Source organism: Bacillus sp. NTK071 (genome assembly GCF_017303315.1).
In the GTDB taxonomy this organism is placed as follows: domain Bacteria; phylum Bacillota; class Bacilli; order Bacillales; family Guptibacillaceae; genus Guptibacillus.
This window is the reverse complement of the sequence record NZ_JAFKOI010000002.1, coordinates 159,095-170,005: the sequence shown is the minus strand read 5'-3', so window position 1 is coordinate 170,005 and position 10,911 is coordinate 159,095. Positions and strand designations below refer to the sequence as shown.

Here is a 10,911-nt window from a genome sequence, read left to right as displayed (position 1 = left end):
TATAGCTTATGGAAATAACGTTTCATGATTTATATAACCAACACTATAAGCGTGTTTACTTCAGTGCAATTAAGGTAACAAAAGATCATGGTCTTGCAGAAGATGTGCTTCAAGAAACGTTTATCACCGCTTTTGATAAACTAATGGAGATCGAAAACGAAGCAAAAGTTGGTTCATGGTTGTCGACTGTAGCTACTCGTAAAGCAATTGATTTACTAAGAAAACAGAAAAAAGTTGTTTTAGTATCTATAGACATTTACCCACAGTTAACAGATCTACCGCTAGACTCTACTGTAGAGAAGGAATGTGAAAACGCTCAATTAGAGGAAGGGATAGGTGATTTAATAAGCACGTTATCACCAAAACTTCGATCAGTCTTTCGGTTGTACTATCACCATCAACTGAAAGAAAAAGAGATTGCGTGTAAACTTAAATTATCACCTGGAGCAGTTAAATCGCGTATACACAGAGCGCGGATCGTGATGAAAAGCAAGATAGTTGATGAATTTCAACATCATGATACAGCATGAAAAAAGGTGTTCCAATTGGAACACCTTTTCATATTACCTCTAGCAATTTTTCTGCTACTAAGATTTATTTGACTGATTTTGTTTAAATGGCCACCAAATTCCTTTGCCAAATGAAACGGTAATCGCTGGAATGAGGAGCGGAAGGACAATTAGTCCATATAGAAGTAGGCCTGTAATAACAATGGTAGCAATTTGCATTAAGCTGAGTACTCCAGAAGGCATCATAGCGCCAAACGTTCCTGCAAGAATAATTGCTGCAGTGATAACAACGGTACCCATTTTTGCCATCGAGTGATGCATTGCTTCGTTAATCCCAATGGAGGCTTCTTCTTTAAAACGGTCCAATAAGAAAATTGAGTAATCCACTCCTAGCGCAATGAGCATGACGAAACCAAAGAATGGTACTGCCCATATGATTCCATCGTATCCCATTAGATTGATAAAGATCAGCTCTGAAATAGCCATAGAAGTATAATACGTTAACAGAAGTGATCCAATCATAACAATCGGCATTATCATGGAGCGGAAAAGTATCGTTAAGATAATAAATAATCCGACAAGCATGATGATTACCGTTCGTGTAAAGTCACTTGTTGATATATCAGATAAGTCGTTATTAATACTTGATACACCACCATAAGCAACAGTAGCATCTTCAAGCGGTGTTCCATTAATTGTACTTGATACAGTATCTTTTATTTCTTGAACTGAATTTATTGCTTCAGCTGAATAGGGGTCATCTTTTAAAACGACTTCTAACATAACAGCTTTCCGGTCGTCAAAAGCATATCTCTCAATAGCAGGTTCAAAGTCTTTATTCTCAAGTGTGCCATTAGGAATGAATACACTTGTGTCACGCAGGGATTGAGACTCACCCATTTCACTAACGAGATCTGCCGCGTCTTTCAGTCCTTTATTTATTTCTTTCAACCCATCAATTGAAGATCCAACACCTTCTGATAGCTGAGAAATTCCACCACTTAGTTCCGAAGCCTGTCCTGCTTCAGAAAGCCCTTGTTGAATTTGCTTTAACTGTTCTTGGACTTGGCCAAGTTGTTGAGAAGCCCTATTAATATTTTGTGTTTGCTGAAGACTTTGTGAAATGGAGCCGAGCTGGTTATTGATTTGACCAAGTCCATTTACTGTCTCCTCAAGTCCACTTGTATTTTCATCTGATGGAATCTGTCCATTAATATCTTGAAGTCCTTTTTGTACCTCTGTTAATCCATCTTGAACATCATTAATCCCATTAGTTGCCTCATTTAATCCATTTCCAACTTGAGAAAGCTGAGAGTCAACATAAAGATCATCAATGATCTCACCAGCTGGTCTCGTAATGGATCTCACTGAGTCAACGTTGTTGTTCTTCCCAATTTCTTTGCTAATTGTTTCAATATAAGGGAGGTATTCCTTCGTCACAATCTCTTTATCCTTCTGAATAATAACTTTAATAGGAAGAGAATCCCCCTTGCCAAATCCTTCTTCTATCGCATCAAGTCCTTTAACAGATTCATAGTCCTGACCAATTTCATTAACGGTATTAAATGAGAGTTGATCATCGTAAGTGAAAAGTAGTGGAACCATAATGACTGTAACAAGGATCATTGACCAAATTGGCTTGTTAATGGAAAACCGGCCAAAAGCAGTCCAAACTTTACTATCTTTGTGTGAGATTGATGTTTTGGATGGCCAGAATAGCTTGTCATTTAACAATGCCATGAAAAATGGTACGAGAGTAAATAAGACAATGATTAGTATAGCGATACCTACTGCTACTGCAACAGCAGATTTAAAGATGGGGAATTCTGCAAACCCAATTGCTGTAAAGCCGATAAACACCGCTAATCCACTAATTAACAATGTACGACCTGCTGTCTTGTATGTGTTAACGATTGCGTCTTCAACTTTATAACCCTGCATCAATTCTTCCTTATATCTGCTTAAAAGGAGGATACAATAGTCTGTTCCTATCCCAAATAATACAGCAACGAGAAAGATTTGAGTGTAATTGGAAACGGGGAAGCCGAACCAATCAATTAGATAGGCAACAATTGATTGACTAAGTAAATAAGTAATCCCTACGGCAATGAGAGGGATAAATGGTGTTGTAATTGATCGGAATACAACAAGCAGAAGGACGAATATTAGAACAACGGTAATAAGTTCAGTTTTCTCAAGTCCGTTCTGTGCACTTTCATTCACATCATGATTAATAATTGCTTCTCCAGTCAAATATGCTGTTGTATCGTCTGGAATAATATCCTCGCGTATATGCTTTGCTAGTTCATTAACTTCATCGTTAGTCCCATCAACTGTGATTGGTAAAAGAACAGTCTGTTTGTCTTCAGACACGAGCTGATCCGCCGTTTCGTCACTCTCAAAAGGATCAATAACATTCGTAATGCTTGAATCTTCCTGTTCAATTTCTTTTGCAATAGATGAAATATCTTTTTGGGTTTGTTCATCAACGGAATCCTCATATGTAAAGACCACCGAAATCGTTTCATCACCAGCCCCAGCCTCTTCAAGGATGTCAGCTGCAAGTTTTGAATCGGAACTTTCTGGGAGCTGAAATGTACCTGCATCTTCTGCTTGCTGTGAGAGGTTTGGTGAAAGAAAAAATAGCACAGTTGTGGTGGCAATTAAAACAATTACGATCGGCCATTTAAATTTTAATAGTTGTCTCATTTTTTGTCTCCTTCTGTTTTAAGAATAGTGCTCAGTTTTCTAAAGATACGTAGAAAATCATCTATTTCTGATTCTTGAAAGTCGTCTAACACAATTTTCTCTACGTGCTCATAGATTACTTCATTAAACAACGTAACGACTTCATGACCTTTATCAGTCAGAGCAATTGATTTTCCTCTTAGATCGTCCTCTGAGTCAACTGTCGTAACAAGGCCTTTTGTTTCTAACTTTTTAAAACGATTTGAAATCGCACTTTTGTGGACACCTTGAAGTGAAGCTAATTTTCCAGGAGAAATATGCACAGACTTGGAAATGATTTGAAGCATCTGAAGTTGTTCAGATGAATATTCTTCAAATATTTGATGCTCAAATGACCGAATAACACGTTCGGTTCCATACATAATCACTTCTTCAAATAACGCAACGGCTTCACATAATTTCTGATTCATCCATTCAACCTCCTTTAGTTTACCCTCTAAACAATATTGGTTTATCCCCTAAACTTTGTGAGATTAAACTATAAATTACTAGTTTTAACGAATTTTAATAATTTGATTTATCTACTTGATTAAGTGAATAAAAAGCAGGATCTATTATAAGAATTAATTTTGTTACCTTTTCATTCTCGAATTCTAGTAGGCAGGGATGAGTTATTTCAAATTGAAAAAGGTTCTAAATAGATATTAAATGTAAATTTACAGAATTTTGGAACTTTTCCATTGCTAAATAGAAGCATTGGTATTATGATTAAATAAACCGATACTCGTTCTTTAAAACGAAAGGGAGGAATGAGCATGAAGAGCACTGGTGTAGTTAGGAAAATCGATGAGCTAGGCCGAATTGTCATTCCAAAAGAACTTAGACGTACACTTGATATTCAGGTGAAAGATCCAATTGAAATATTTACGAGCGAAAATAAAATCATTTTGCAAAAATATCAGGCAGATATGGCCTGTATGATTACCGGAGAAGTTTTCAATGAAAACATGGTGTTTGGAAATGGAAACATTATTCTAAGTCCAGAGGGTATGGCAATTATGAAGCAAGAGCTTGAGATGAAATTGGGAGTTAATTCGAAAGAGATGCAAAAGGCAGAATAGTAGTTAATGCACATCCGTCCAGGAAATCTGGAGCGGGTGTTTTTTTGATTTAAGAAACATAGGGGAGTATAGAAGCTTTATAAGAGAGTAGTAAGATGATGTTCGTTATATGGAAGGGTTTGGGGGTTTCTAATAAAGGCTAATTTGTTAATAACGTAATTTGAGCAATACATTTCTGATCTCAGAATCATTCATCATCATGCTACCGAATTTTTGTGTGATTTCAGTTAAAGCAACATCATGATAGAAGAATTCCGTAAAAAATGTTACAAGTGGACGGGACTTCGTATGGATAGCTTGCCAGCTTGTTTCTTCTATTCCCGCAAATAGAACTTCTTCCTTATCTATGATCACAATACGACTCCGTTCTAGGCTCTGGTGTTCTAAATCAGGTATGAGTGTTGTTACGTTTTTAATCTTTGTGTTCAGTTCACCTATGGTGTGAATTTCAACTGAGACGCCATTGGTTTCTTTGCTCTCAAGTAATGCATTATGTTGTTCAATATCATCTGCCCAACCTGAGAAAACAATTGAGGAGCTTGCTTGATTTAGTATCGCGGATACGAGGGAGTGAATGGATTGGTCATCTTTAAGCGTCCAAACACGGTCATCCGCCGGCTTGTTACGAGCTTGAATGGATTTCAACTGAGTAATATTATCATTAAAATCACGACGTAATTTCGAAATTGCTAATTCAAGTGGAAGTGGGGTATAAAGCCGTTTTTTCTCAACTGTTGATTCAAGAACCATCCCTTTTTCGCTCAATTGACGAAGAACATCATAAACTTTAGAACGCGGCACACTAGAACGCTTTACGATAGCTGTGGCGTCAAGTGCTTCATCAATTGTAATAAGAGCTTCATACACCTGACTTTCATACTGAGTAAATCCAAATTGCTGTAGCATATTTCCATTCTCCTTGCCTGATTTCATCTTTACTTTATCATAGCACATCACTTTGTTAGTCGTAAGAGCTCAATCTTTTCCTGTTGCCTTCTTAATAAAAAAGAGTTACCCTTTTAGTGGTAACATAATAGAAAAGAGGCGAAAAGATTGAACAAACGCGTTTACTTACTGACAATTGTATCGTTTGTAGTTGGAATGGTGGAATTAATAATAGGTGGCATTCTGGATTTAGTCGCAGAAGACCTTGAAATAAGTCTTGGAAGAACCGGTTTATTAATTAGTGTATTTTCAATTGTATTCGCATTGATGGGGCCAGTATTGCTTTCGCTAACTGCTAAAATTGAGCGCAAAAAGTTGACCCTTCTTTCGCTGGTTGTCTTTTTATTTGGAAATATAGTTGCTGTATTGAGTACTTCATTTAGTACCTTAATGTTAGCAAGGATTATTTCTGCAGCAAGTGGTTCATTACTTGTTGTGTTATGCGTGACGATCGCATCAAATATTGTAAAAACTGAATACAGAGCGAGAGCTATTGGTGTTGTTTTTATGGGGATTAGTGCATCCCTTGTTCTTGGAGTACCGATCGGATTAATGTTAGGAAATACTTTCGGTTGGAGAGCGCCATTCGTCCTTATTATCGTTTTAACTTTATTATCAATGGCAGGCGTTTATTTCTTTATGGAAAGAATTCAACCTAAACCTGCGATACCAATTAAAAAACAACTTCAAACGTTAAAAGATAATCGTATATTTACTGCACAATTAACTTCGTTTCTATTTTTGACTGGTCATTTAGCACTGTATGGCTACCTTACTCCTTTTTTAAAATCGACGCTTGGATTAGATGGAAATTGGGTAAGTATTGTTTATCTGATCTTTGGCTTTGCAGCAGTAGCTGGTGGGGGTCTTGGTGGTATAGCTTCAGACCGTTTTGGAACTAGGCCAACCATTATAATCTCAATTATGCTTTTCGGTGTGTCAATGTTTGTTATTCCTTATACAACATTTTCATTTCCGTTATTTATCATCGTTATGGTGATTTGGAGCATGATAAGCTGGGGGATAACTCCAGCACAGCAGAGTTATTTAATCGAACTTGCACCTGAGACTTCTGATATTCAGCAAAGCTTAAATAACTCAGCACTGCATCTTGGGATTGCACTTGGTTCTTCAGTTGGCGCTTTCGTAATTGATAAAGGCACAGTTGAAATGAATGCAACAGTTGGAGGCATGTTCATTATACTTGCTCTAGCAACAGCTGTATTTTCCATGACCAGAGACAAGAAACAAATTGCTTCATCGATAAAGCACCGAGCAGGCTAGTTGCGATGAAAATATGTGTTTGAAATAATAAGGTTAGATAATACGGAGGGAGAGCTTACTAATGAACGTACTAGTTATTGGAGCGAACGGACAAGTTGGTCATCAAATCGTAAATCTACTTCAGGATAGCAAAGAGCATTCTGTTAAGGCGCTTGTTCGGAAAGAAGAACAAGCTACTGAATTAACCGATAAAGGAATTAAATCAGTTGTAGCAAGTCTGGAAGATTCTGTAGATACACTTTCATCTGCTATGGAAGGAAGCGATGCAATCGTCTTTGCAGCAGGATCCGGCGGAAGTACTGGTTCTGATAAAACGCTTCTTGTTGATTTAGATGGTGCGATTAAAACAATAGAAGCAGCAGAGAAACTTGGCATTAAACGCTATATAATGGTCAGTGCACATCAAGCTCATAATCGGGAGAACTGGAGCGAGGCTTTAATGCCGTACTATGCAGCGAAACATTATGCAGACAAAATGCTTAAACAGAGTTCTCTTGATTACACAATCGTTCGACCAGGTGGGTTGCTGAATGAAGAAGGAACTGGGCAAGTATCAATCGCAGAAAATCTTAAGCGTGGTTCAGTTTCTCGTGAAGATGTAGCCAAAGTAATTGTTGCTTCGTTAACAAACGAAAAAACAATTGGACGCTCATTTGATTTGATTTCAGGAGAACATTCAATTGAAAGTGCGATAGCATCTCTATAAATTTTAAACCGATTTTCTTTTTGAAGAGAATCGGTTTCCTTACTTTTCTTGTTAAGAGTTTGGCAATTGATGTTGAGTTTAACGCAAGACAACTTTACAATATGTAATGAGTACATAAATTTTTGGATATTAAAGGAGTCGACCAATGGAAAAAGTATTGATATTTGGACATAAAAACCCCGACACAGATACGATCACTTCTGCTCTTGTGTATGCAGATCTAAAGAGAAAACTTGGCATGAACGTTGAACCAGTTCGTTTAGGCGCTGTAAATGGCGAAACACAATATGCTCTAGATCAATTTAATGTTGAAGCACCAAGAATGGTTCAAACAGTATCAAATGAAGCGAGCAGTGTGATCTTAGTCGATCATAATGAACGTCAACAGAGTGCAGAAGATATCGAAAATGTTCGCATTCTTGAAGTTATTGATCACCATCGAATTGCAAACTTTGAAACTGCTGATCCTGTTTATTACAGAGCTGAGCCGGTTGGTTGCACAGCTACGATTCTGAATAAATTGTATAAAGAACAGAATATCCAAATTGACAAAAGTATTGCAGGACTAATGCTTTCTGCCATTATTTCAGATTCTCTTCTTTTCAAATCACCTACTTGCACAGAGGAAGATGTGGCTGCTGCTCGTGAACTTGCAGAAATCGCAGGAGTAGACGCAGAAACATACGGTCTTGAAATGTTAAAAGCTGGTGCAGATATGAGTAGTAAAACCCCAGCCGAACTAATTTCACTTGATGCGAAAGAATTTGGTATGGGAGATGCTAAAGTAGAAGTTGCCCAAGTAAATGTAGTGGATACACTTGATGTCCTTGCACGTAAAGCTGCGGTAGAAGATGAAATGAGACAAGCAATCGAAGCGAAGGAACTTGACTTATTCCTTTTAGTTGTAACAGATATTCTGACTAATAATTCAACTGCACTCGCTCTTGGAAAACATGCAAATCATGTTGAGAAAGCATTTGATGTTGAACTTATTGAGAATCTTGCTGTCTTAGAAGGGGTAGTTTCTCGTAAGAAACAAATCGTACCGGTTTTAACAGAAACTTTCACATCCTAAAAAATTAATGCCCTGAGAGATTTACTCAAAGAATCTCTCAGGGCATTTTTTTGATCTATGAAATTGTACTAATAATAATGTCTCATCTTAGACATCTATCATGAATTCATTATTCACCAAGTAATGACAATCCACCATCTACAATAATCGTTTGTCCTCTAATCATTCTAGCTGCAGGTGTTGTTAAGAAGTAAGTAGTATCTGCCATATCATTAGGTTCAACTAGACGACCAGCTGGGTTTCGCTTTTTAGCAGATTCAAGTAATTCTTCCCTGTTTGGGAAGTGTTTCAGAGCGTCAGTGTCTACTGCTCCCCCTGATACAGCATTAACAACAATTCCTTTCGGAGAGAGTTCAACAGCAAGGTACCTCGTTATAGCTTCTACAGAAGCTTTTGATACACCTACTGCAACATAGTTAGGAAGAGCTCTTATTGAACCAAGACTGGATAGTGCAACAATGGAGCCGCCACCATTCTTCTCCATAATTCGAGCAGCTTCCTGTGCGGCAAATAAATAAGCTTTTGCATTAATGTTCTGAGTCCAATCCCAATGGCTTTCCTCAATTTCCATTAGTGGTCTTAGAACGCCTGATGCTGCATTATTGATAAAGACATCAAGTCTTCCGAACGTTTCTTCTGTTTCTTGAAAAAGGGAGGTGATTTGCTTAACTTCACCTACGTTTGCTTTCACAATATGTACGGTAATTCCGAAGGCCTCTTCAAGTTCCTGTTTCGTTTGTTCTGCATCCTTCTTTTTTCTCATGAAATTTAGTACAAGGTTATATCCTTCAGACGCAAATTTATAAGCAATTGCTTTACCGATTCCCCGAGTACCACCTGTAATTAAAGCTACTTTATTAGTCATAGTTACTCACCTCTTCTAATTCTAATCATTCTTATCATACAGGAACGAAAGACTCATGAAAAGTTTGTCAGAACAAACGTATTTAAACCAAAACCAATTTACAGAGTAAAAACCAGTGTCTATTCATTATGAAATATCATAATTATGCTATACTATAGCTTATATATAGACAAGAACTTAAAAGTAGCGTAAGTCCTTCCTATTGGATGGGCTTTTTTCAAGCAGAAGAAACTAATTTACATGAAAACACATCCAAATCAGACTGTCTAACGTTAGCTATACATAAGCTTTCTGCCTCTTCAACCTGGCGCCAGTTATGATGAAAAGGAGAATGGTATGAGAGAACTTAACGATGCCGACCTGTATAGAAAGGTCCAGGCAAAGGATAAAGAAGCTCTCTCACTCCTTTACGATCGATATGAGAAGCTGTTATATTCGTTCTCGTATCGTATTGTGAAGGATGGGGGACTTGCTGAAGAAGTGATGCAAGAAGTGTTCATTAAGCTCTGGAAAGGAAAGGCGCTGTATAGTGACGATAAAGGAAAATTCTCTTCCTGGCTTCTAACAATGACACGTCATACAGCAATTGATGTTCTAAGGAAGCAACCAACAGAGCCTAATTTTGAATTAGACGAGCGAGATTCTCTTCGTAGTGACGAAAATTCTGTAGAAGATCAAGTAGTTTGGAAAGAGAGAGGCCAGGTCCTTCGTACGGCTGTTTCCAAGTTAAAAGAAGAACAGCAAAAAATTATTGAAATGTTTTACTTTAAAGGGATGACACATAAAAAAATCTCTGAAGAGTTCGACCTCCCACTGGGTACTGTAAAAGGCCGAATTCGGCTTGCGTTAAAGCATTTAAAAACCAGTCTCGGTGAGAAAGGAGGGGTCTCAGATGAAAGCAAATTGTGAACAGCTACTTGACTACTTCAACGGAACTCTAGCAGAAGCTGAAAAAGTGCAGTTCGAAGCTCACCTCGAATCATGTGAAGAGTGCAGAGAGGAGTTAAAGGAGCTGGAAGAATTGACAGGTGACCTTCCTTATCTTTCTATACCGGAAGAACCGGCTACTGGGATGAAGGACCGTATATTATCAAGCGTGTTTGAACATGATAGTGATGATACCAAATTGGATCTTACTGAAGATCATGATTCTGCAAAACAGAATAATGTTACTGACCTTAAGTCTGAAAGAAAAACTGGACAAAGAAAATGGGTTGCACCAGCCCTTGCAGCGGCGCTTTTTCTTTCCTTAGCTGGAAATGTATATAATTATATGAATGAAAGTAACCCTGAGCAGACCGCGGAGATTGCTTCCCTTATAAAAGCCGTCCAGCTTCAGCCTTCTGAGACAGAAGCATCTAGAGGTTCAGCAGCACTTATGAATGAAGATGGACAAATGAATCTCATTGTTCAAGTAAATGATGTTGCTGATGTAGATGGAGATCAGGTTTATCAAGTCTGGTTGCTAGAAGGCGACACACCTTATCGAGCTGGATCCTTTAAACCAAATCAGCAGGGTAGTGGTGAAGTTACCTATCAGGTTGATTATGACGGTGAGCACAAGTGGGATGCAGTTGCCATCACGCTAGAACCTGATGATACGAGTCAAACACCAAAAGGAAAAGTTGTATTAAGTTCAGGTTTATAAGAGAGAGCAGAGGCATTAGTGTCTCTGCTTTTTATTTATTGATGTTACGGTTTGTAGTAAACGAGTACGG

The 10,911-nt window shown here is 37.9% G+C and carries 11 protein-coding genes; 7 read left to right on the top strand and 4 right to left on the bottom strand.

Features of this window, described 5'->3' with window-relative positions:
* The first annotated feature begins 8 nt into the window (after positions 1-8).
* The gene (locus tag JI666_RS05090) at positions 9-530 is read left to right on the top strand and encodes an RNA polymerase sigma factor (RefSeq protein WP_206889583.1); all 522 of its coding nucleotides are present in this window, start codon (positions 9-11) and stop codon (positions 528-530) included.
* Between the two features lie 57 nt (positions 531-587).
* Here JI666_RS05090 and JI666_RS05085 read toward each other — a convergent pair whose 3' ends face one another.
* Together JI666_RS05085 and JI666_RS05080 are read right to left on the bottom strand one after the other, a co-directional pair.
* On the bottom strand, positions 588-3,218 hold the full coding sequence (locus tag JI666_RS05085; protein WP_206889581.1) for an MMPL family transporter: 2,631 nt from the start codon (positions 3,216-3,218) through the stop codon (positions 588-590).
* Complete coding sequence (locus tag JI666_RS05080) at positions 3,215-3,667, bottom strand: MarR family winged helix-turn-helix transcriptional regulator (RefSeq protein ID WP_206889579.1); 453 nt, start codon at positions 3,665-3,667, stop codon at positions 3,215-3,217. The genes JI666_RS05085 and JI666_RS05080 overlap by 4 nt, the downstream gene beginning before the upstream one ends.
* Before the next feature lie 345 nt (positions 3,668-4,012).
* Between JI666_RS05080 and JI666_RS05075 the strand changes: the two genes are divergently transcribed.
* Complete coding sequence (locus JI666_RS05075; RefSeq protein ID WP_206889577.1) at positions 4,013-4,318, top strand: AbrB/MazE/SpoVT family DNA-binding domain-containing protein; 306 nt, start codon at positions 4,013-4,015, stop codon at positions 4,316-4,318.
* Positions 4,319-4,465: 147 nt separating this feature from the next.
* Here the strand turns inward: JI666_RS05075 and JI666_RS05070 are convergent, their stop codons facing one another.
* Positions 4,466-5,224, bottom strand: a complete 759-nt coding sequence (locus JI666_RS05070) for a TrmB family transcriptional regulator (protein ID WP_206889575.1) — start codon at positions 5,222-5,224, stop codon at positions 4,466-4,468.
* A gap of 147 nt (positions 5,225-5,371) precedes the next feature.
* On the opposite strand from JI666_RS05070, the gene JI666_RS05065 reads away from it, so the two are divergent.
* From JI666_RS05065 to JI666_RS05055, 3 genes are all read left to right on the top strand, one after another.
* Complete coding sequence (locus JI666_RS05065; protein WP_206889573.1) at positions 5,372-6,547, top strand: MFS transporter; 1,176 nt, start codon at positions 5,372-5,374, stop codon at positions 6,545-6,547.
* A 61-nt stretch (positions 6,548-6,608) separates the two neighbouring features.
* A complete protein-coding gene (locus JI666_RS05060; protein ID WP_206889570.1) occupies positions 6,609-7,253 on the top strand; it encodes an SDR family oxidoreductase in 645 nt (214 codons plus the stop codon).
* Positions 7,254-7,398: 145 nt separating this feature from the next.
* Positions 7,399-8,328 carry a manganese-dependent inorganic pyrophosphatase gene (locus JI666_RS05055; protein WP_206889568.1) on the top strand — a complete coding sequence of 310 codons (930 nt, stop codon included), beginning with the start codon at positions 7,399-7,401 and terminating at the stop codon, positions 8,326-8,328.
* Between the two features lie 109 nt (positions 8,329-8,437).
* Here JI666_RS05055 and fabL read toward each other — a convergent pair whose 3' ends face one another.
* Complete coding sequence (fabL, locus tag JI666_RS05050; RefSeq protein ID WP_206889566.1) at positions 8,438-9,193, bottom strand: enoyl-[acyl-carrier-protein] reductase FabL; 756 nt, start codon at positions 9,191-9,193, stop codon at positions 8,438-8,440.
* A gap of 336 nt (positions 9,194-9,529) precedes the next feature.
* Between fabL and JI666_RS05045 the strand changes: the two genes are divergently transcribed.
* The gene (locus tag JI666_RS05045) at positions 9,530-10,102 is read left to right on the top strand and encodes an RNA polymerase sigma factor (RefSeq protein ID WP_206889564.1); all 573 of its coding nucleotides are present in this window, start codon (positions 9,530-9,532) and stop codon (positions 10,100-10,102) included.
* Entirely contained in the window at positions 10,086-10,841 is a 756-nt protein-coding gene (locus JI666_RS05040) for an anti-sigma factor (RefSeq protein WP_206890370.1), read from the top strand. Before JI666_RS05045 ends, JI666_RS05040 begins: the two co-directional genes overlap by 17 nt.
* Positions 10,842-10,911 lie beyond the last annotated feature (70 nt).

Excerpts from the sequence above, each read along its gene's own strand:
- JI666_RS05090 (WP_206889583.1), top strand. The coding sequence starts at position 9 with ATGGAAATAACGTTTCATGATTTATATAACCAACACTATAAGCGTGTT.
- JI666_RS05085 (WP_206889581.1), bottom strand. The coding sequence starts at position 3,218 with ATGAGACAACTATTAAAATTTAAATGGCCGATCGTAATTGTTTTAATT.
- JI666_RS05080 (WP_206889579.1), bottom strand. The coding sequence starts at position 3,667 with ATGAATCAGAAATTATGTGAAGCCGTTGCGTTATTTGAAGAAGTGATT.
- JI666_RS05075 (WP_206889577.1), top strand. The coding sequence starts at position 4,013 with ATGAAGAGCACTGGTGTAGTTAGGAAAATCGATGAGCTAGGCCGAATT.
- JI666_RS05070 (WP_206889575.1), bottom strand. The coding sequence starts at position 5,224 with ATGCTACAGCAATTTGGATTTACTCAGTATGAAAGTCAGGTGTATGAA.
- JI666_RS05060 (WP_206889570.1), top strand. The coding sequence starts at position 6,609 with ATGAACGTACTAGTTATTGGAGCGAACGGACAAGTTGGTCATCAAATC.
- JI666_RS05055 (WP_206889568.1), top strand. The coding sequence starts at position 7,399 with ATGGAAAAAGTATTGATATTTGGACATAAAAACCCCGACACAGATACG.
- fabL (WP_206889566.1), bottom strand. The coding sequence starts at position 9,193 with ATGACTAATAAAGTAGCTTTAATTACAGGTGGTACTCGGGGAATCGGT.
- JI666_RS05045 (WP_206889564.1), top strand. The coding sequence starts at position 9,530 with ATGAGAGAACTTAACGATGCCGACCTGTATAGAAAGGTCCAGGCAAAG.
- JI666_RS05040 (WP_206890370.1), top strand. The coding sequence starts at position 10,086 with ATGAAAGCAAATTGTGAACAGCTACTTGACTACTTCAACGGAACTCTA.